This is a genomic window from Luteimonas sp. A277, from assembly GCF_054052045.1.
This window is the reverse complement of sequence record NZ_JBSVRG010000008.1, coordinates 165086-185393: the sequence shown is the minus strand read 5'-3', so window position 1 is coordinate 185393 and position 20308 is coordinate 165086. Positions and strand designations below refer to the sequence as shown.

Genomic DNA, 20308 nt, shown 5'->3' with positions numbered 1-20308 from the left:
TCAGGCGTACTGGCTCCCCGGGGTGCTGACCCAGCCGCGCAGGCGGACCAGCTGCTGCTCGCCCAGGCCGATGAAGCGGAAGCCGACCCAGTGCTGTCCAGGTGCGCTGGCCTGGTCGGACCACAGCAGGTGGGCGCCGAGTTCAAGCTCGGTGGTCTGGCCGTCCGATCCGGGGAGCGAGAAGCTGAACTGGTACAGCGCATCGTTGACCAGTGGCCCGCTGGCCATCAGCAGCATGCCCGACTCGGACAGGTTGCCGATGTTGCCGACCACCTGGCCGGTCATGGCGTCGCTGACCGGGATGGGGTGATGTGCCTTGCGGCGCTTCGTGCGCCTGTAATCCTGCATCATGCGGTGGCCTTTGTGGTGTGCGGGTTGTCGCCGCGACCGGCGAAGCTGCGCAGCGCGCTGACCGCTGCCTGCCAGGCCCGGTCGACCAGGCGCCCGCGCTCGGCGGTGACCAGGCGCGCCTGGTCCGCGGCCATCAGCCGGGCCAGGCTGTCCAGGCTCTGCTCACCCACGCGCTGGCCCCGCTGGTTCACGAACAGCGCGTTGTCGGTGATGCGGCTGTACCAGGACAAGCGGCGGCGGACGATGTGGCCCTGCTGGTTGGTGACGAACTCGATCCAGCTGCCGAACGGCAGCACCCGCAGCTGGTCGTAGTGGGCCTGCTCCAGCGCAGTGCGGGGTGGCAGCGGGGCCTTCTTTTCGCGAACCTTTTCCTCGCCCAGGCGTACGCGCGCCTTGAGCTTCATCGCCAGTTCGGTGCGCGAGGTGGGGTCTTCGTCGCTCTCGTCGATGCTGCCGGTCAGGCGCTGGGCGATCACCGCCGCTTCCTCGGCGTGGTAGCCCACCTGGCTGAGCGATGCTTCCACCAGTCCGGTCAGTTCGGGTGCGGCCGGCCCGCCTTCGCGGGCACAGGCCCGGACGATCTGCGCGGTGGCATCCAGCTGGTTCCGCCACGCCTCGGAGTCCTCGCCCTGGCGCAGCAGGGTCAGGGTGAGCACATCGGCCCAGGCCTGGTTGAGCAGCGCCCGCACGAACCGCGGCAGGCGCTGGTCGCCTACGGTCTCTTCCAGCACCTGGGCGGCCTGCAGCTTGGCGGCCTCCAGCTTTTCCTTGCCCTGGGCGGCCTCGATATGGCGCTTTTCCAGGGTTTCCGCCTTGCGGATCTGTGCATGCACCTGCTGCTGCAGGCTGTCATTGGCCCGGGAGAAGACGGCCGGATCGTCATCGAACCCGCTGACAACTTCTTCCACCGTCTGCCTGAGCGACTGTACGAACCCCTGGTCAAGCTCGTCCCGTGCGCTCCAGCGGGCGGCGCTCTCGGCAATGGTGTTGAGCAGCTGCCGGGCCGGGTGGCCCGGGTGCAGGAAGAAACCGCGGTCGCGCAGTGCCAGGCGCAGCAAGGGCAGCTGCAGCTCGCGCACCAGCGGCGTGGTGGGTGCATCGGTGCGGATTTCGCTTTCAATCTGGTCGTAGAGCAGGCCGACCAGTTCAAAGGTGTCGTTGTCCTCTGGCAGAAGCGTCGATGCCTGCCCATGCTGCTGGCGCGCCCGGGCAAGCACAGTCCGTTTGATCTCGGCCAGGTTGCCGCGGCTGGCGGCCGGCAGGGCCTGCAGACCCTGCAGGGCCTGGATCAGGTCGGTGGTGTTCAGCTGCTGGCGGGTGCCGGGGGCTGTATCCGCCCGCAGCTTGTCGATCAGCTCGCGGCGGCCTGAAAGCAGCTGCTGGAACATGGCGAAGGCCGATTCGTCGTCGTCCTGGGCGTCAGCGCCGGGTGCCTCTCCCAGCCAGGCGGTATGCGGACGCGTACCGGGGGCACGGCGTGTCGACGCGGTGTCAGCGGAGGCGGGAACGTCCGGATCCTGGTTGGCCCGATCCACGGCGGTCGGCGCGGGCCGACTGCCGCGGATCGGCACGAAGGTGAGGGCGGGGAGGATGCCTTCATCGACCAGCAACTGGTTCATCCGGTCCAGCAGCTGCGGATAGCCGGCCATCAGCTGGCGATCGAACATGCGATACAGCAGCAGGCGGGCGTCGTGGGTGATTTCCAGCGCCACGGCCGCGGTATGGATCGCCCTGCACAGGGCGTGTGGACCCAGGGGCAGGCGGACGGAATCAAATGCCGGCGCACCGGCCAGCACGCCGAAGCGCTGGCCCAGCAGGTGCAGGGCCAGCGTGGAGCGTCCTTCCTGGCGGCTGGCCACCTCGCGCAGGACGGTGTCTTCATCCATGACCGACTCTTCGACCAGGCTGAGGTTACGGAAACTCAGCGGGGCGTCATCGGCGGATTTGGCCGGCTGCGGCTCTGCCGAGGAGCGCAGCCCGGCCAGCGCGGACTCCACCTCGATCATGAACTGTGGCAGCAGGTCGGCACGGTTGAGCCGGAAGCTGTGCAGGGCCTGCATGTAGCCCGATTCAAGCGTGGGGTGGCGGGCCTGGTCGGCGAGCCGGAACAGTTCGCGCTCGAACTCCAGCAGCATCCGCTCCATGCCGTGGTCCAGTTCTTCGGACACCATCATCAGCGCCCGGTCCAGTGTCCGGCGCACGCGGTCCGGAAGATCTGCAGTGGCGAGGCTGGTCCGCCGTGGCAGGTCAGAAGCAGCGGTAGTGAACGTCATTGCGGCTCCCTCCAGACGGATCGACCAGAGTAATTACCATGCTCGCAGCGGCCGGGCCAGCGAGCCCCTTACTGCGCGGCCTGGCCGGAGGCGTGGGCAGGTTAGTCCTGCAGGAACAGTTCCATGACGTCATTGGCAAAGCGCTCCCCCAGCGCGGTGGTGACCAGGCGGTCCCCCTGTTCGTGCAGCCAGCCGTTGCGGCGGGCACGGTCCAGCGGTTCGGAAATCGCGCTGCGATCCAGGCCGCAGCGCGCTTCGAAGTCTTCCAGCCGGAAGCCTTCCTTGAGTCTCAATACGTTGAGCGCGTACTCGAACGGCCGCTGTGATGGCGCCACCCGCTCATCCCCGCCGATTGCCGCATCGCTGCCGGCCACGGAAAGCCACGCGGTCGGGTGCTTGAGTTTCCAGCGGCGCAGGATCGTCTGTTCCGAGCCGAGCGTCAGCTTGCCGTGGGCGCCGGCACCAATCCCCAGGTAGTCGCCATAGCGCCAGTAGTTGAGGTTGTGCGCGCACTGCCGGCCGGGCCGGGCGTAGCCGGAAATCTCATAGTGCTGGTAGCCGGCTGCGGCCAGGCGTGCCTGACAGGCATCCTGCATGGACCAGGCCAGATCATCGTCGGGGATCCCGGACGGCGGCCGGGCGGCAAACAGCGTGTTGGGTTCCAAGGTGAGCTGGTAATGGGAAATGTGCGCCGGATCCAGCGCGATGGCACGCTCCACATCGTATTCAGCCATGGCCAGGTCCTGGCCGGGCAGGGCGTACATCAGGTCCAGGTTGAGGTTGTCGAAGCCGGCATCCTGCGCCTGCTTCACCGCCGCTTCGGCCTGGGCGCTGTCGTGGATCCGGCCCAGCCGCTGCAGGCAGCCGTCATCGAAGCTCTGGATGCCGAAGCTGAGCCGGTTCACGCCTGCGGCCAGGTAATCGGGAAAACGGCCGTGCTCGGCGGTGCCCGGATTGGTTTCCAGCGTTATTTCCAGGCCCGGCATGAAGCGGAGCCTGGCCGCGGCGCCCTGCAGGAACCGATCGATGGCAGCGGGCGGAAACAGGCTGGGGGTGCCGCCGCCAAAGAACACCGCGTGCACGGGGCGGCCCCAGACCAGCGGCAGGTCGTGGTCCAGATCGGCCAGCAGGGCGTCCACATAGGCGTCAAACGGCAGCTCGCCGCGCGCCTCGTGCGAGTTGAAATCGCAGTACGGGCATTTGCGCACGCACCAGGGCAGGTGCACGTACAGGGTCAGCGGCGGTGTGATCAGCATCCCACTATTGTAGAGGGGCTCGCGTGGGGCGCGGCGTAGCGTCGCGCGGGCGGCGGGGTTAGCTCAGGAAACCGGGCAGGCGCTGGCGCAGCTGTTCCAGGGCGCGGCCGCGATGGCCGATGCGGTTCTTGATCGCCGGATCCATTTCGGCCGCGCTCAGCCCGTGGTCCGGATCCAGGAATACCGGATCGTAGCCGAAGCCGTGGCTGCCGCGCGGCGCGGGCAGGATCCGGCCTTCCCAGCTGCCCTCGGCGATCAGCGGCTGCGGATCTTCCGGATGCCGCAGCAGCACCAGCGCGCAGTGAAAGCGCGCGCCGCGGCGGGCTTCCGGCACATCCTGCAGCGCCTGGAGCAGCTTGGCGACGTTGGCCGCCGCATCAGCCTCGGGGCCAGCGTAACGGGACGAATACAGCCCCGGGGCTCCGCCAAGGGCGTCCACGCACAGCCCCGAATCATCGGCCAGCGCCGGCAGCCCGGTGGCCCGGGCAGCGTGCCGCGCCTTGAGCAGCGCGTTCTCGACGAACGTCAGGCCGGTTTCCTCGACATCGGCCACCCCGAATTCCGCCTGTGGCAGAACCTGCAGGCCGCTGCCTTCCAGCAGCCGGCTGAACTCGGCCAGCTTGCCGGCGTTGTTGCTGGCCAGGACGAGCTTCACTTGCCGGCGGCCAGCGCCTGGGCCTGGAGCTCGAACAGCTGGCGGATCCCGTCTTCGGCCAATGCCACCATGGCATCAAGCTCGTCGCGGCGGAATGCGTGGCCTTCGGCCGTGCCCTGCAATTCGATAAAGCCGCCGCCGTCGTTCATGACCACGTTCATGTCGGTATCGCAGTCGCTGTCTTCGGCATAGTCCAGGTCCAGCACCGGTACGCCCCGGTACTGGCCCACCGAGACCGCGGCCACCGCGCCGTACAGCGGATCACGCAGGATCTTGCGCTGCTTCATCAGGCTGCGCACCGCGTCCACCAGGGCCACGTAGGCACCGGTGATGGCAGCGGTGCGGGTGCCGCCATCGGCCTGCAGCACATCGCAGTCCAGGGTGATGGTGCGCTCGCCCAGCGCAGCGCGGTCCACGCAGGCGCGCAGCGAGCGGCCGATCAGGCGCTGGATCTCCAGGGTGCGTCCGCCCTGCTTGCCGCGGGCGGCCTCACGGTCGTTGCGGGTGTGGGTGGCGCGGGGCAGCATGCCGTATTCGGCGGTGACCCAGCCTTCGCCCTTGCCGCGCAGGAAGCCCGGCACGCGTTCTTCAACGCTGGCGGTGCACAGCACCCGGGTGTCGCCGAACGAAACGAGTACCGATCCTTCGGCGTGACGGGTAAAGCCGCGCTCCAGGCGCACTTCGCGCAGCTGGTCGGGAGCGCGGCCGCTGGGACGCTGGATAGAGGTCATGGGCAGCTTGAAAATGGGGGCGGGGCAGTCTAGCAGCCCGCCGTTCCACGGCGCCGCGGCGTCGCGCAATGGCATACTGCGCCTCCGCCAGAAACCTTTGCCCAGCAATGACCAGAAGCATGACCGCCTATGCAGCGGCCGAACGCAGCACCGCCTGGGGCACGCTCGGCTGCGAGCTGCGCGCGGTCAACCACCGTTTCCTCGAGTTGGGCACGCGCCTGCCGGACGAATTGCGCGCGCTGGAGCCTGCGCTGCGCGAGCGGGTGGCCGCCTGCGTGACCCGCGGCAAGCTGGACCTGGTGATCCGGTTGCGTTCGGAGGCCGCCCAGTCGCTGGGTGTGAATGAGGCCGCGCTGGAGCAGCTGGCGGGCCTGGCGCAGTCGTTGCAGGGCCGCTTCCCGGGACTGACCACCGATGTCACCGGGCTGCTGCAGCTGCCGGGCGTGATGCAGACGCTGGCAGTGGACGCGGAAGGCCTCAAAGCTGACGCGCTGTCGTTGCTGGACGAGGTGCTGGCCCAATTCCTGGCGGCGCGTGAGCGCGAAGGTGACAAGCTGGCCACGGTGATTCGGGAGCGGGTGGAAGGCATCGCCCGGATCGTGGGCGAAGTGCGCACGATGATCCCGGGAATCCGCCAGGGCCTGCGCGATCGGCTCGAGGCGCGCGTAGCCGACTTGGCGCAGCCGCTGGACCCGGGCCGCCTGGAACAGGAGCTGGTGCTGTGGCTGCAGAAACTGGATGTGGACGAAGAGCTGGACCGGCTGGACAGTCATATTGACGAGATCGGCCGGGTGCTGGCGCAGGACGGCCCGGTGGGCCGGCGGCTGGATTTCCTGCTACAGGAGTTCAATCGGGAAGCCAACACCCTCGGCTCCAAATCAGTGGATCGGCGTTCCTCGCAGGCGGCGGTGGAGCTGAAGGTGTTGATCGACCAGATACGCGAGCAGGTGCAGAACCTTGAGTGACGGGATGCGTGGAACGCTGTTCATCGTGGCCGCGCCTTCGGGGGCGGGCAAATCCAGCATCGTCAACGCCTGCCTGGCGAGGGACCCGTCGGTGAGCCTGTCGATTTCATTCACCTCGCGGCCGCCGCGGCCGGGTGAGCAAACCGGCCGGCACTATCACTTCGTGGATGAGGCCGAATTCGAGCGCATGGTCGAAGCCGGCGAGTTCTTCGAGCACGCGCGGGTGCACGGGGACCTGAAAGGAACGGCCAAGCAGTCGGTGGAACCGCAGCTGGCTGCAGGTCGCGATGTGCTGCTGGAGATCGACTGGCAGGGCGCTCGCCAGGTCCGCGCCCAGGTGCCTGACGCGGTGGGCATTTTCATCCTGCCGCCGTCGCGCGCCGCGCTCGAGGAGCGGATGCGCAAGCGCGGTCAGGACAGCGACGAGGTCATTGCCCGGCGCCTGGCCGCAGCCCGCGACGAGATGGCGCGCCATGACGAGTTCGACTACCTGATCGTCAACGAGCATTTCGATGCGGCGGTGGATGAAATGTGCGCGATCTTCGTTGCCAGCCGCCTGCGTCGCGCGCAGCAGCAGCAGCGCCACGGCCAGCTGTTGAAGGCGCTGTTGCGGGAAGACTGATCAATCGACGGTGTTTTACAGGCTCAAGCCATTGATTTGAAAGGCGCGTGCTTGCGTTGTGGGCGAGGTTTCCGGTAAAATGGCCGGTCCTGTCCCCAACATTCGCGCGGCCTGATGGTCGCCGGGAGCCCGTATGGCCCGTATTACCGTGGAAGATTGCATGGAAGTGGTCGACAACCGCTTCGAACTTGTCATGATGGCCGCCAAGCGCGCCCGCCAGCTGGCCAACGGCGTGGAAGCCCAGATCGACAACAGCGGCAACGATGACAAGCCGACTGTCCTTGCGCTGCGCGAGATCGCCGCGCGTGCGATCGACAATGATTACATTGAAGCCGTCGACAAGGCCGAGCGCGAGCGCAAGGAGCGCGAGGCGCTGGAGTGGGCCGCTGCCGAAGTGGTCGCCGACGAAGAGGCCAAGGGCGACGAAGTCTGACCGATCCGTGCGCGCCGCTTTGCCGGCGCAGCTCGCGAACGCAACGGCCCCGCTTCTAGCGGGGCCGTTTGTTTTCCGGCCTGGCGGTTCCGTCCGGCGCGGGCGTGATTGCCCATTCCCCATTGCGACTTCCCCGGCTACGCTGGGGACATGACTCCGACCCCACTGGCCATTCACCGGATCCAGGCGCCGGCCGACGAAGCGCTGCCCGGTTACGTGCGCGAGCTGGAGCAGGCGGCCAGCTACCTGGATGACAGCCAGCGGCTGGTGTTGCGCCGCGCGTGGGCAGTAGGCGCCTGCGCCCATGAAGGGCAGATGCGCAAGTCCGGCGAGCCCTACATCACCCACCCGGTTGCGGTGGCCAAGGTGCTGGCCGAGCTGAAGGTGGACCTGGAAACGCTGGTGGCGGCGATCCTGCACGACACCATCGAAGACACCCCGCTGACCGGCGAGGAGCTGGCCAGCGAATTCGGCGAGACCGTTGCCGAATTGGTGGACGGGGTCACCAAGCTGGACAAGCTGCATTTCAGCAGCCGCCAGGAAGCCACTGCGGAAAGCTTCCGCAAGATGATGCTGGCGATGGCGCGCGACCTGCGCGTGATCCTGATCAAGCTCGGTGACCGCCTGCACAACATGCGCACCCTGGGCGCGCAGACCAGCGAGGCCCGCGAGCGGATCGCGCGCGAGACGCTGGAAATCTATGCGCCGATCGCCCAGCGCCTGGGCATGAACGCGATCAAGAGCGAGCTGCAGGACCTGGGCTTCCGCGCGCTGCATCCGGTGCGCCACGCGGTGCTTGAGAAACGCATCCGCTCGCAGCCGCTGGTGCGCCGCGAGGCCTTGGCCAGGATCGAGGCGCAGCTGGCCCAGCGGCTGACCAACCAGGACCTTGAGTACAGGCTGGTGGGTCGGGTCAAGTCGCCGTGGAGCATCTATACCAAGATGCAGGCCGAGGCAAAGTCGTTCAAGCAGGTGATGGACGTTTTCGGCTTCCGCGTCATCGTGAACACCGTGCCGGACTGCTACCACGCGCTGGGCGTGGTGCATTCGGTCTACAAGCCGGTGGACGGGCGCTTCCGCGACTTCGTTGCCATCCCCAAGGCCAACGGCTACCAGTCGCTGCACACGGTGCTGTTCGGCCCGTACGGGTCGCCGATCGAGGTGCAGATCCGGACCGAGGAAATGGACCTGATCGCCGAGCGCGGAATCGCGGCGCACTGGGCCTATAAGCACGGCGGCGCGCCCACCAGCGCGCAGATACGGGCCCATTCGTGGATTTCCGGCCTGCTCGAGTCGCAGCAGGCCACCGGCTCGTCGCTGGAATTTCTCGAGAACGTCAAGGTCGACCTGTTTCCGGACGAGGTGTATCTGTTCACGCCCAACGGCGACATCCTGTCCCTGCCGCGCAATGCCACTGCGGTCGATTTCGCTTACGCGGTGCACACGGACCTGGGCAACCGGGCGGTGGCCGCGCGGGTGGACCGGCGCCTGGTTCCACTTCGCACCCGGCTGTCCAGCGGACAGCAGGTGGAAGTGATCACGGCCAAGTCGGCCACGCCCAAGCCGCAATGGCTGGAGTTCGTGGCGACCGGCAAGGCACGCACGGCCATCCGCCAACAGCTCAAGCAGCTCGAGCATGAGGATGCGGTGCAGCTGGGCCACCGCATGCTGGACCGGGCGCTGGAAAACCTCGGCAGCTCGCTTGAGCGCCTGCCCCCCGACCGGCTTGACGCCTACCTGACGGAGCTGCGCTATCGGCGCCTGGAAGAGCTGCTGGCGGACATCGCGCTGGGCAACCGCATGCCCAACCAGGTGGCGCAGACCCTGGTCCAGGGCAGCGGTGAGAGCGAAGGTCTGTTTGCCACCGTGCAGTCCGTGGGCCCCGGGGAACGCATTCTCATCACCGGCAACGAGCGTGGGGTCATCACCTTCGCCAACTGCTGCCTGCCGATCCCGGGCGACGACATCATGGGCTACCACACGGCCGGCAGGGGCATCATGGTGCACAGGATCGAATGTCCCAACGTGGCGGAATACCGCAAGTCGCCCGATCGCTGGGTGGGGATCGGCTGGGATCGGGAAGTCGAGGGCGATTACAGCACCAGCCTGCGGGTGGAGGTGGAGAACCGGCCCGGCGTGCTGGCCCAGGTGGCCGCAGCCATCGCCCGGGTGGAGTCCAACATCGACGGCGTCGATTACCTGGAGCGCGACAGCAACGTGGCTGCGATCCGCTTCTCGATCGCGGTCCGCAACCGCAAGCACTTGGCCGATGTGATCCGCAAGGTGCGGCGTCTGGGCGTGGTGCACGGCGTCCAACGCCTGTAGCAGCACGCCATGCGCGCTCCTACTATCATCACCGGATGACTTTCATCTGGAGCTCTTGATGGCCCGTACCCCGATCAATACCGAACTCGCGCCCGCCGCGATCGGCCCCTACTCGCAGGCCGTGCGCAGCGGCAACACGGTGTATTTCTCCGGCCAGATCCCGCTCGATCCGGCCACCGGTGAGTTGGTGCCAGGCGGCATCGAGGCCCAGGCGCGGCGCGCCTTTGACTCGCTCAAGGCGGTGGCCGAAGAGGCCGGCGGCACTCTGGACGACATCATGCGTCTTGGCCTGTACCTGACCGACCTGGACGAGTTCGCGGTGGTCAACTCGGTCATGTCCGACTACTTCACCGCCCCGTATCCCGCGCGTTCGACCATCGAGGTGGCGGGCCTGCCCAAGGATGCGGCGTTCGAGGTCGATGCGGTCATGGTGCTGGACTGAACCCTGTCGATCCCGCAGCGCAGCTGCTGTCGTCCCTGCCGGGCGTAGGCGCAAAAACCGCTGAGAAACTGGCTTCCCGGGGCCTGCTGACCCTGCAGGACCTGTGGACCCAGCTGCCGCGCCAGTACGAGGACCGCACCCGGATCGTGCCGATCCGGGATCTGCAGTCCGGTATCGCCTGCCAGGTGGAAGGGGTCATCGAAGCGGTGGAGCGCGGCTTCCGCTACCGGCCTACCCTGCGGGTGGCCATCGGCGACGGCTCGCGCGCAACGCTGGTACTGCGATTTTTCCACTTCCGTGCGGCGCAGGTAGCGCAGTTCCGGGTGGGTGAGCGGGTGCGCTGCTATGGCACGCCGCGACCGGGCCAGCATGGGCTGGAGATTGTTCATCCCAGCTACCGGCTGCTGGGCGCGGACGACGGTGGGGCGCTGGATGAGCGGCTGCACCCGGTGTATCCGCAGATCGAGGGTATCGGAGCGACTGCGATGCGGCGGATGATCGGTCACGCGCTGGACCGGTTGCCGGATGGGGAAGCGTTGGAATCGCTGCCCGCCGACGAACTGCAGTCACGCGGACTGCCGCCGCTGCGCGAAGCCTTGTTGACCGTGCACCGGCCTCCGGCCGACGCGGATGTCGCCGCATTGCTGGCGGTCGCCCATCCCGCGCAGCGGCGCCTGATCCTGGAAGAGCTGCTGGCCCATCATCTGAGCCTGCGTCGCCACCGCATTGCCCAGCAGCAGCACGCTGCGCCGGTGCTTGCGGCGGGTGGGAACCTGGGCGCCCGGCTGCGCTCCACCTTGCCCTTTGCCCTGACCGGAGCCCAGGAGCGTGTGCTGGCCCAGGTGCTTGGCGATATTGCCCGGCCGATACCGATGCTGCGCCTGGTGCAGGGCGACGTGGGCAGCGGCAAAACCGTGGTGGCCGCGCTGGCGGCTGCCGCCGGGGTGGAATCCGGCGTCCAGGTGGCCATGATGGCGCCCACCGAACTGCTGTCCGAGCAGCACCATGCCAGCTTTCGCCGCTGGTTCGAGCCGCTTGGCGTGCGAGTGGCCTGGCTGGCCGGCAAGCTGCCGGCAAGGGAGCGTGCGCGCACCCTGGAAGAAGTGGCCGGCGGACGTGCACAGGTCGTGGTGGGCACGCATGCGCTGATGCAGGAAGGCGTGGCTTTCCGTGACCTGGGCCTGGCGATCATCGACGAGCAGCATCGCTTCGGCGTGCACCAGCGGCTGGCGCTGCGCGACAAGGGAGCGGTGGCCGGCCAGGTGCCGCACCAGCTGGTGATGACGGCCACGCCAATCCCGCGCACCCTGGCCATGGCCGCCTACGCCGATCTGGATGTGTCCGCCATTGATGAACTGCCGCCCGGTCGCACGCCGGTGCAGACCGTGGTGCTGAGTGCAGAGCGGCGGCCGGAGCTGATTGAACGCATCCGCGCCGCGTGCGCCCAGGGTCGCCAGGCCTATTGGGTCTGCACCCTGATCGATGAGAGCGACGAGGTGGTGGCGCAGGCCGCGCAGGGAACATTTGAATTGCTCACCGGCGCCCTGGAGGGTCTGCGCGTGGGGCTGGTGCACGGACGCATGAAGGCAGCGGAAAAGCAGGACACCATGCACCGGTTCAAGGACGGTGGCATCGACCTGCTGGTGGCCACCACGGTGATCGAGGTTGGTGTGGACGTGCCCAACGCCTCGCTGATGATCGTGGAAAACGCCGAGCGTCTGGGCCTGTCGCAGCTGCACCAGCTGCGCGGCCGGGTGGGGCGGGGCAGCGAGGCTTCCAGCTGTGTGCTGCTGTATCAGTCGCCGCTGTCGCAGATGGCGCGGCAGCGGCTGGAAACCATGCGCGAGACCACTGACGGTTTCATGATTGCCGAACGTGACCTGGAGCTGCGTGGGCCAGGCGAGCTGTTGGGCACGAGGCAGACCGGACTGGCTGCTTTCAGGGTGGCGGACCTGGTGCGCGATGCCGACCTGCTGCCCGAGGTGCAAAGGCTGGCCGACCGTCTGCTGCGCGAGCGACCGGAAATGGCTGATCGCCTGGTTGACCGCTGGGTCGGCAGTGCCGCGCGGTACGCTGGCGCCTGAGAATCTATTGGACGCGGCGCAGCGCCGCGTGGAGGATATTGACCCATGGACGAACGCATTCCCCTTCTGATCGATACCGACCCGGGCGTGGACGACGCTCTGGCCCTGCTGATGGCGTTCAACCACCCCGGGCACGAGGTGGTTGGCCTGACAGTGGCCGCTGGCAATGTGGGGCTGGAGCACACCGTCGCCAACGCACTCAAGCTGGTTGAGCTGTGCGATGCGCGGGTGCCGGTGCACGCCGGTGCCGCCACGCCGCTGCTGCACCCGGCCGTGGATGCGGCCAACGTGCATGGCAAGGACGGTTTCGGGGATGTGGGCTATGCGCCGGCGACGCTGCAGGCAGACGCGGAGCACGCGGCGCTGGCCATCCTGCGTCAGTCCCATGCCCATGCCGGGCAGCTGCTGCTGGTGGCGCTGGGGCCGCTGACCAACCTGGCCCTGGCGCTGCGCCTGGATCCCACCCTGCCGCAGCGGATCAAGCGGCTGGTGGTGATGGGTGGAGCGGTGACCGCGCGCGGCAACATCACTCCGGCGGCGGAGTTCAACATCGCCTTTGACCCGGAGGCCGCGCACATCGTGTTCGAGGCCTTCCCGAACCTGGATCTCGCCGACTGGGAGGCGGTGGTGGCGCACGGCCTGCCACATGAGCGCGTTGACCGCTGGCTGGCCGCGGGTACCGCGCGGGCGGACTTCTACGAAGCGATCTCCCGCCACACGCGGCGCTGGTCCGCCGACAGCCGCGGTCCGCGCTGGTACGCCGCCGACGCGCTGGCCATGGCCTGGGCACTGGAGCCGGATGGCGCGCTGGAGACGCCGGAACGGCCGGTGGTGGTGGAGCTGGATGGCCGCCACAGCCGCGGCATGACGGTGGTGGACTGGCAGCGCCAGACCGGGGCCGCTGACAACGCCCGCATCCTGATGCGCTATGACCAGGACCGGTTCGAATCGCTGGTTTCCGGGGCGCTGGCGGCCGGGTAGGCGGCGATTGCAGTCGCGGGAGAAGAGGGGGTACAATGCCCGGCTCCCCGTATTGCCGGTGCCGCCATGAAGGCCGATATCCATCCCGAATACCGCGAGGTCGTGTTCCAGGACGTGACCTCGGATTTCAAGATCCTTACCCGTTCCACCCTGGCCTCCTCCGCGAAGGAGACGATCAAGTGGGAAGACGGCAACGAGTACCCGCTGGTCAAGGTCGAAGTTTCTTCGGCTTCGCATCCGTTCTACACGGGCCAGAACAAGATCGTTGACACCAGCGGTCGGGTCGACAAGTTCCGCAGGCGCTACTCCAAGTAATCGCCGCGCCCCCGCTGTGCGGGGCGTGTTCCGCAACGGCCGCCACTGGGCGGCCGTTTGCGTTCCTGCAAGGCCGGCCCCAGGCCCGGATTCAACCAAGGGCGCAGTGGCCTGCGCGCGCGGTATGCGATAATTGGCCTGTTGCGGTGGCCGTGGCCGCTGCTCCTCCCCCTTACGCGAACACACGCTTCTCCCCGACCCTCGGCCGTGGATGACGAAGCGCTCTGAATAGGAGTGAACCGTGTCAGATTTTGACCAGGTCTCGCTGGACGCCGGCGGCAAGTCGGTGACCCTTCCGGTGCTCAAGGGCACCCTGGGCAATCCCTGCATCGATATTGCCACCCTGCCCAAGCAGACCGGCTGCTTTACCTACGATTCCGGCTTCACCGCCACCGCTTCCTGCAAGTCGGCGGTCACCTACATCGACGGCGACGAGGGCGTGCTGCTCTACCGCGGCTACCCGATCGACCAGCTGGCCGGCAAGTCCAGCTTCCTCGAAGTGGCCTACCTGCTGATCAACGGCGAATTGCCGACTGCCGACCAGATGGCCGGCTTCGAGCATGACGTGACCCATCACACGATGATGCACGAGGCGCTGAAGAACTTCTTCACCGGCTTCCGCCACGATGCACATCCGATGGCCATGCTGTGCGGTTCGGTGGCCTCGCTGTCCGCTTTCTACCACGACACCCTGGATCTGAACGATCCGGAGCAGCGGCGCATGGCCGCGGTCCGGCTGATCGCCAAGATGCCGACCCTGGCGGCCGCCGCTTACCGCTATTCCATTGGCTGGCCGATCGCCAACCCGAAGAACAAGCTCGATTACTCCACCCGCTTCCTGCACATGATGTTCGAAGCCCCGGGTGACCAGCTTGAGCTCAACCCGGTGGTGGCCAAGGCGCTGGATCTGTTGTTCATCCTGCATGCCGACCACGAGCAGAACGCCTCCACCTCCACGGTGCGCCTGGTGGGCTCCACCGGTGCCAACCCGTACGCCTGTGTCTCGGCGGGCATCGCCGCGCTGTGGGGACCTGCACACGGTGGCGCCAACGAAGCCGTGCTGAAGATGCTCGAAGAGATCGGCGATCCGGCCAACGTGGATGCGGCCATTGCAAAGGCCAAGGACCGGAGCTCCGGCTTCCGCCTGATGGGCTTTGGCCACCGCGTGTACAAGAATTTCGACCCGCGCGCCAAGATCATCCGCGAGATGACCCACAAGGTGCTGGACGAGCTGGGCGTGGACGACCCGTTGCTGGACGTGGCGATGAAGCTGGAAGAGGCGGCGCTCAAGGACGACTACTTTGTCGAGCGCAAGCTGTACCCGAACGTCGACTTCTACAGCGGCATCATCTACAAGGCGCTGAAGATCCCGACCGAGATGTTCACCGTCATGTTCGCCATTGGCCGTACCGCCGGCTGGGTGGCGCACTGGCTGGAGCAGCAGGTGGATCCGGAAGCCAAGATCGGCCGTCCTCGGCAGATCTACACCGGCTCCGACCTGCGCGACTACGTGCCGGTCGACAAGCGCTGAGCCGCCGCTGCATCGTCTGAGAAGCGCCCCGGCAACCCCGGGGCGTTTTCTTTCACGCGGCCTCGCGCGCATGGCGCGCTCCTACGCGGGGTCTTCGGCCAGCAGCAGTTTCAGCTGTGAGGCGCTGGCCCGGGGCATGGGCTTTTCGTCGATGTTCGACAGCGGTGCCTGGCGCAATGCCAGCTGCGGCAACACGGTAAGGTCGATCGTCAGGTCGTCGGCGCTGAACACCCACACCGGGAAGTCCCCGCTGCGGCTGCGGTCCAGGCGGATCCTGCGGCTGCGCTCGGTCGCCGGGATGCCATGTTCGTCCAGGAACAGAGGCACCTCTTCCGGATTTTCCGGATAAAGCTGCAATGCCACCGCCGAGTTGGCGTCGGCTGTTCCATCCAGCACCGGTCCCACCAGGCGCGGCTGGAATGGTGCAAAAAATTCGAGCGCATCCAGCGCGGCTTGCCGGCGCAGTCGCAGCGCGTCGTCTTGCTCTGGTCCCTGGAACAGCCGCTGGTACTCACGCAGCGCTTGCTCGACCTCGCTGTTGCGGGGCAGGGATGCGTCGTCGTGGATTCCCAGCCGGCTGGCGGCTTTCTGCTTGGCCTGGCGAAAATCGCTGATCCCGCCTTCGCTCATCAGCCGGGCGGCTTCGTGGGCCAGCCGCAGCCGGCGCTCACGGGTGCGACTCTCGGCGTGCTGGCGGGGGCGTGACATGGCGTTCTCCCTCACAGACACGGGGTCTGACTGTAGCCCGGCAGATGTGACAGGCGCTCCTACAGTGGAGCTGGCGCCGGGCCATGGTCGCGGCGTTCAGAAAATATCGAACACCTCTTCGGCCGGCATCGAATCATCAAATCCGTCGTCAATCTCCGCCGCCATCCGCTCCAGATCCTCGACCTTGACGTACTCCGAGCGCCCGCCGGAGCCGGCCGGAAGCAGCCTCCCGCCCTCGCTCACGCTCACCTGCACCAGCCCGTCCGGGACCTCGTGTGGCATCAGGGGCTGGCCTTCCAGCGCCGCGGCCATGTAATCGATCCAGATCGGCAATGCCGAACGGCCGCCATACTCGCGCCGGCCCAGTGAGCGGTTGTCATCGCGACCCACCCACACCGAGGTGGCCAGGTTGCCGCCAAAGCCGGCAAACCAGGCGTCGCGGAAGTCATTGGTGGAGCCGGTCTTGCCGCCCACATCCTCGCGCCCGATCGAGCGTGCCGCGGTACCGGTGCCGCGCTGGACTACATCGCGCATGATCGACACCAGCTGCCACGCCACGCGCTCATCGATCGCCCGAGGAGCCACGATGAATTCAGCGTCACCTTCAACGCCGTCCAGGGCAATCCCGTCGGCCAGCGGTTCATCCGCCGGCTCCGTGGCAACCGGCGGTGGAACAGGCGCCGGGGCCGGAGTGGCCGGGCCGAAATCGAAGCCGTCGACGATATGAGACGGTGCCGCCACCGCCGTTTCACCCAGCGCGGGGCGCGCCCCGCCGGCGCAGCCGCGGCAGGCGCGGGCGGGATTTTCCTTGAAGATCAGCTCGCCGTTGCGATCGCGCACCTCGTCGATGAACCAGGGCGTGACGCGGAAGCCGCCATTGGCAAACACCGCATAGCCGCGGGTAACGTCCAGAGGGGTGAGCGACGGCGTGCCCAGCGAGATCGACAGGTTGGGCGGCAGCTCGGATTCGTCGAAGCCGAAGTGGCTGATGTAGCGGCGGGCGTAGTCCACGCCGATCGCGTCCAGCAGCCGCACCGAGACCAGGTTGCGCGACAGCGCAAGCGCATTGCGCAGCTGCATCGGCCCCATGAAGCGTCCGTCGGCGTTCTGCGGGCGCCAGTCCTGGCCGCGGCGCATGCGAAACACCACCGGCGCGTCAGGCACGATCGAGGCCGGGTTGAAGCCGCGCTCGAACGCGGCCGCAAAAATGAAGGGCTTGAACGCCGACCCCGGCTGGCGCCGGGCCTGGGTGGCGCGGTTGAACTTCTGCCCGGCGAAGCTGAAGCCGCCCACCAGCGCACGCAGGGCGCCGGTGTCGTATTCCATGGACACCAGCGTGGCCTGGCCGCGCGGTATCTGGCCGAGCTGGTAGCTGACCACCGGCGGCTCCGCAGGAGCGTCTTCGGCGGCGCCTGAGGCGGGTTTGGCGGGCGTCTCGATCCGCTGCACCCGGACCAGGTCGCCGCGCTCCATCAGGGCCGATGGCGCGCGCTGGGTCCAGCTGCTGGCCTTGGCATCCAGGGTGGTCGTGGTGCCGTCGGCCATCACCACGTCGGCGGTGCCCTCGCCGCTGCGCAGCACAATTGCCGGCCGCAGTCCGGCCTGGGCAGGGATGCCGCGCAGCCGCGCCGCCGCGGTGGCGGCGTCTTCGTCGGCAGCCAGTTCGAATGATTGCTCCGCACCGCTCCAGCCATAGCGGCGGTCATACACGGTGAGGCCGTCGCGCAGTGAGCGCTCGGCAGCGGCCTGGTAATCGGGATCGATGGTCGTGGTGACGTGGTAACCCTTGGTCAGCACGTCGCCGCCGTAACGGGCGATCATTTCCTGGCGCACCATTTCCGCCACGTAGGGTGCGTACACTTCCACCGGGCGCTCGTGCGGGCGGGCGTGCATGGGTGTGGCCTTGCCGGCCATTTCCGCAGCCTGCTCGATGTAGCCCAGCTCACGCATGCGCTGCATCACGTAGTCGCGCCGGATCCGGGCGCGCTCGGGATTGGTGACCGGGTTGCCGCTGGACGGGAACTTGGGGATCGCCGCCAGGGTTGCCGCTTCTTCCAGGGTCAGGTCATCCAGCGACTTGCCGTAATAGAACTCGGCCGCCGCGGCCACCCCGTAGGAGCGGTTGCCGAAGAAACTCTTGTTGAGATACAGCTCCAGGATCTCGTCCTTGGTCAGCTCGCGCTCCATTTTCAGCGCCAGCAGCATCTCGGCGAACTTGCGGGTGTAGCTGTATTCCGAGCTGAGGAAGAACTGGCGCGCCACCTGCTGGGTGATCGTCGATCCGCCCGGTACGCGCTGGTCGTCGGTGGTGGCCAGCAGCCAGATGGCGCGCGCTACCCCGCGGGGGTCCACACCGTGGTGGTCATAGAAGCGGGCGTCCTCGATGGCAATGAACGCCTGCTTGAGCTGGTCCGGCACCTCGTCGATCTGCACGGGGTAGCGGCGCGTTTCGCCGAACAGGGCCATCAGCCGTCCGTCGCGGGAATAGACGTACAATGGCTCCTGCATTTCGATGTCGCGCAGGGTCTGGACATCGGGCAGGCGCGCTGACACGACGTAGTACAGGGTGGCCAGGGTCAGGGCGCCAAGCACGCCCAGGGCCAGGGCCGCTACGGCGAGCCAGCGCAACACGCGTTTGAAGGTGGGCATGCGGACGTGTGGTCAAGTGGCAGCAGGGGAGGCGCGGATTATAGATGACTGGACACCCTGTCCCGTGGGGGACGGGTTCACTGTTCAGGGGCAGAGTCGGACAGAACAGGGCACTGGGACACGGTTTCGGGTCATCCAAGGTTGCCAAGGGGTGAAAAGTCCGTTATCTAATCCGTCGGGGCACGTTGCGCGTTCAAGCGCCCGTGACAATAGGGGAAAACCGTGGGTTTATTCACAAAAAGCCAGCCGCCGATCGTGGGCGTGGACATCAGCTCGACTGCAGTGAAGCTTTTGCAGCTGTCCCGCAACGGTGAGCGCTACCGCGTTGAGCACTATGCCGTCGAGCCGCTGCCACCCAATGCGGTGGTGGAAAAGAACATTGTCGAAGTGGAAGCCGTAGGCGAGGCGATCAGCCGCGCCATGGCCCGCTCGGGTAGCAAGGCCAAGCACGCCGCCGCCGCCGTCGCCGGTTCGGCCATCATCACCAAGACCATCCCGATGCCGGCCGATCTGGACGAGGAAGAGATGGAGTCGGCGGTCGAGCTGGAAGCGGTCAACTACATTCCCTACCCGATCGAGGAAGTGAACCTCGACTTCGAGGTGCTCGGGCCCATGCCGGGCAACGAGGAGATGGTCCAGGTGCTGCTGGCAGCGTCGCGCTCGGAGAACGTGGAGACGCGCGCCGACGCGCTCAAGCTTGGCGGGCTGACCGCCAAGGTGATCGACGTGGAGGCATTCGCGATCGAGAACGCATACAGCCTGCTGGCCGGAACGTTGAACGCGCCGCACGACGGCATCGTGGCCCTGGTCGACATCGGCGCCACCATGACCACCCTCAACATCATCCGCGAAGGCCGCAGCCTGTATAACCGCGAGCAGGTCTTCGGCGGCAAGCAGCTCACCGACGAGGTGATGCGTCGCTACGGCCTCAGCTATGAGGAAGCCGGCCTGGCCAAGCGCCAGGGCGGACTGCCCGAAAGCTACGAGATCGAGGTGCTGGAGCCGTTCAAGGAGGCGCTGGTGCAGCAGATCAGCCGCCTGCTGCAATTCTTCTACGCCGGCAGCGAGTTCAACCGCGTTGACCAGATCGTGCTGGCCGGGGGTTGTGCCTCGATTCCCGGCGTGTCCGAGATGGTGGAGGAGCAGCTCGGGGTGCCCACGACAGTGGCCAACCCGCTGGCGCACATGACCCTGGGCTCGCGGGTCCAGGCCCATGCGTTGGCCCAGGACGCTCCGGCGTTGATGATCGCCTGCGGGCTCGCACTCAGGAGCTTCGACTGATGGCCAGGATCAACCTGCTTCCCTGGCGCGCCGAACGCCGGGCCCAGCGGCAGAAAGAATTCGGACTGATGGTGGCCCTGTCGGTGGTGGCCGGGGCACTGCTCTGGTTCCTGGTCAACGGCTATTACAACGCCCAGATCGAGGGCCAGCAGACCCGCAACCGCTATCTGGACCAGCAGATTTCCCAGGTCGACGAGACCATCAAGGAGATCGAGGAACTCGACCGCCAGCGCGCCCGCCTGCTGGCACGCAAGGAAGTGATCGAAGAGCTTCAGGCCAGCCGCTCGCAGATGGTGCATCTGTTTGACGCGCTGGTGCGCACCATCCCTGACGGGGTGATGCTGACCACGCTCAAGCAGGAAGGTCAGAAGTTGACCCTGGAAGGGCGCGCGCAGTCCAACGCCCGGGTCAGTACCTACATGCGCAACCTCGAAGGGGCGGGCTGGATGGCCGATCCGCGCCTGGCGGTGATCGAGGCGCGGCCTGAAGGGGCCGGGGTGCACAGCGCCGCGCTGCCTTACGTGTTCAACCTTTCGGTGACCCTGACCACTCCGTCCCAGGATGCCACTGAGGCGCAGGAACAGGAGGACGGCCAGTCCGAGGCAGCCGCAGAAGTGGACACAGAGGCAGGAACAGAGGCGGACGCGGACGCCGATGTGGCGGAAACGCCGGCCGGTGAAGAAGGAGCCGCATCGTGAGTACAAAA

18 protein-coding genes are annotated in these 20308 nt (G+C 67.2%); 11 read left to right on the top strand and 7 right to left on the bottom strand.

The genetic code is table 11. The features are described 5' to 3' along the window. From ACW7G2_RS09835 to rph, 5 genes are all read right to left on the bottom strand, one after another. Entirely contained in the window at positions 1-351 is a 351-nt protein-coding gene (locus ACW7G2_RS09835; RefSeq protein WP_456975199.1) for a PilZ domain-containing protein, read from the bottom strand. Beyond that, positions 348-2624, bottom strand: a complete 2277-nt coding sequence (locus ACW7G2_RS09830) for a DUF1631 family protein (protein ID WP_456975197.1) — start codon at positions 2622-2624, stop codon at positions 348-350. The genes ACW7G2_RS09835 and ACW7G2_RS09830 overlap by 4 nt, the downstream gene beginning before the upstream one ends. A 101-nt stretch (positions 2625-2725) precedes the next feature. Further along, entirely contained in the window at positions 2726-3880 is a 1155-nt protein-coding gene (hemW, locus tag ACW7G2_RS09825) for a radical SAM family heme chaperone HemW (RefSeq protein WP_456975195.1), read from the bottom strand. Between the two features lie 58 nt (positions 3881-3938). Further along, positions 3939-4535, bottom strand: a complete 597-nt coding sequence (gene rdgB / locus ACW7G2_RS09820) for an RdgB/HAM1 family non-canonical purine NTP pyrophosphatase (protein WP_456975193.1) — start codon at positions 4533-4535, stop codon at positions 3939-3941. Then, positions 4532-5266 carry a ribonuclease PH gene (rph, locus tag ACW7G2_RS09815; protein ID WP_456975191.1) on the bottom strand — a complete coding sequence of 245 codons (735 nt, stop codon included), beginning with the start codon at positions 5264-5266 and terminating at the stop codon, positions 4532-4534. The genes rdgB and rph overlap by 4 nt, the downstream gene beginning before the upstream one ends. Before the next feature lie 107 nt (positions 5267-5373). On the opposite strand from rph, the gene ACW7G2_RS09810 reads away from it, so the two are divergent. The 9 genes from ACW7G2_RS09810 (at position 5374) to ACW7G2_RS09770 (ending at position 14964) form a co-directional block, all read left to right on the top strand. Continuing rightward, positions 5374-6231 carry a YicC/YloC family endoribonuclease gene (locus tag ACW7G2_RS09810; RefSeq protein ID WP_456975189.1) on the top strand — a complete coding sequence of 286 codons (858 nt, stop codon included), beginning with the start codon at positions 5374-5376 and terminating at the stop codon, positions 6229-6231. 4 nt (positions 6232-6235) lie between these two features. Further along, the gene (gmk, locus tag ACW7G2_RS09805; RefSeq protein ID WP_456975187.1) at positions 6236-6853 is read left to right on the top strand and encodes a guanylate kinase; all 618 of its coding nucleotides are present in this window, start codon (positions 6236-6238) and stop codon (positions 6851-6853) included. A 133-nt stretch (positions 6854-6986) separates the two neighbouring features. Beyond that, a complete protein-coding gene (rpoZ, locus tag ACW7G2_RS09800; RefSeq protein WP_456975185.1) occupies positions 6987-7286 on the top strand; it encodes a DNA-directed RNA polymerase subunit omega in 300 nt (99 codons plus the stop codon). Between the two features lie 150 nt (positions 7287-7436). Continuing rightward, positions 7437-9611, top strand: coding sequence for a RelA/SpoT family protein (locus ACW7G2_RS09795; protein WP_456975183.1), 2175 nt, complete (start codon positions 7437-7439; stop codon positions 9609-9611). 58 nt (positions 9612-9669) lie between these two features. Beyond that, positions 9670-10053, top strand: a complete 384-nt coding sequence (locus tag ACW7G2_RS09790; RefSeq protein ID WP_456975181.1) for a RidA family protein — start codon at positions 9670-9672, stop codon at positions 10051-10053. Beyond that, positions 10050-12137 carry an ATP-dependent DNA helicase RecG gene (gene recG, locus ACW7G2_RS09785; RefSeq protein WP_456975249.1) on the top strand — a complete coding sequence of 696 codons (2088 nt, stop codon included), beginning with the start codon at positions 10050-10052 and terminating at the stop codon, positions 12135-12137. The genes ACW7G2_RS09790 and recG overlap by 4 nt, the downstream gene beginning before the upstream one ends. A gap of 45 nt (positions 12138-12182) precedes the next feature. Beyond that, complete coding sequence (locus tag ACW7G2_RS09780; RefSeq protein ID WP_456975179.1) at positions 12183-13118, top strand: nucleoside hydrolase; 936 nt, start codon at positions 12183-12185, stop codon at positions 13116-13118. 66 nt (positions 13119-13184) lie between these two features. After that, the gene (locus ACW7G2_RS09775) at positions 13185-13433 is read left to right on the top strand and encodes a type B 50S ribosomal protein L31 (RefSeq protein WP_456975177.1); all 249 of its coding nucleotides are present in this window, start codon (positions 13185-13187) and stop codon (positions 13431-13433) included. A 241-nt stretch (positions 13434-13674) separates the two neighbouring features. Further along, positions 13675-14964, top strand: coding sequence for a citrate synthase (locus ACW7G2_RS09770; protein WP_456975175.1), 1290 nt, complete (start codon positions 13675-13677; stop codon positions 14962-14964). Positions 14965-15045: 81 nt separating this feature from the next. On the opposite strand, the gene ACW7G2_RS09765 is transcribed toward ACW7G2_RS09770, so the two are convergent. Both ACW7G2_RS09765 and ACW7G2_RS09760 read right to left on the bottom strand, forming a co-directional pair. Next, a complete protein-coding gene (locus ACW7G2_RS09765) occupies positions 15046-15672 on the bottom strand; it encodes a hypothetical protein (RefSeq protein ID WP_456975173.1) in 627 nt (208 codons plus the stop codon). A 96-nt stretch (positions 15673-15768) separates the two neighbouring features. Then, the gene (locus ACW7G2_RS09760) at positions 15769-18321 is read right to left on the bottom strand and encodes a penicillin-binding protein 1A (RefSeq protein WP_456975171.1); all 2553 of its coding nucleotides are present in this window, start codon (positions 18319-18321) and stop codon (positions 15769-15771) included. 222 nt (positions 18322-18543) lie between these two features. Between ACW7G2_RS09760 and ACW7G2_RS09755 the strand changes: the two genes are divergently transcribed. Beyond that, positions 18544-19602 (top strand): pilus assembly protein PilM, encoded by a 1059-nt coding sequence (locus tag ACW7G2_RS09755; RefSeq protein WP_456975169.1) that lies wholly within the window; start codon positions 18544-18546, stop codon positions 19600-19602. Beyond that, positions 19602-20300 (top strand): PilN domain-containing protein, encoded by a 699-nt coding sequence (locus tag ACW7G2_RS09750; protein ID WP_456975167.1) that lies wholly within the window; start codon positions 19602-19604, stop codon positions 20298-20300. The genes ACW7G2_RS09755 and ACW7G2_RS09750 overlap by 1 nt, the downstream gene beginning before the upstream one ends. Positions 20301-20308 lie beyond the last annotated feature (8 nt).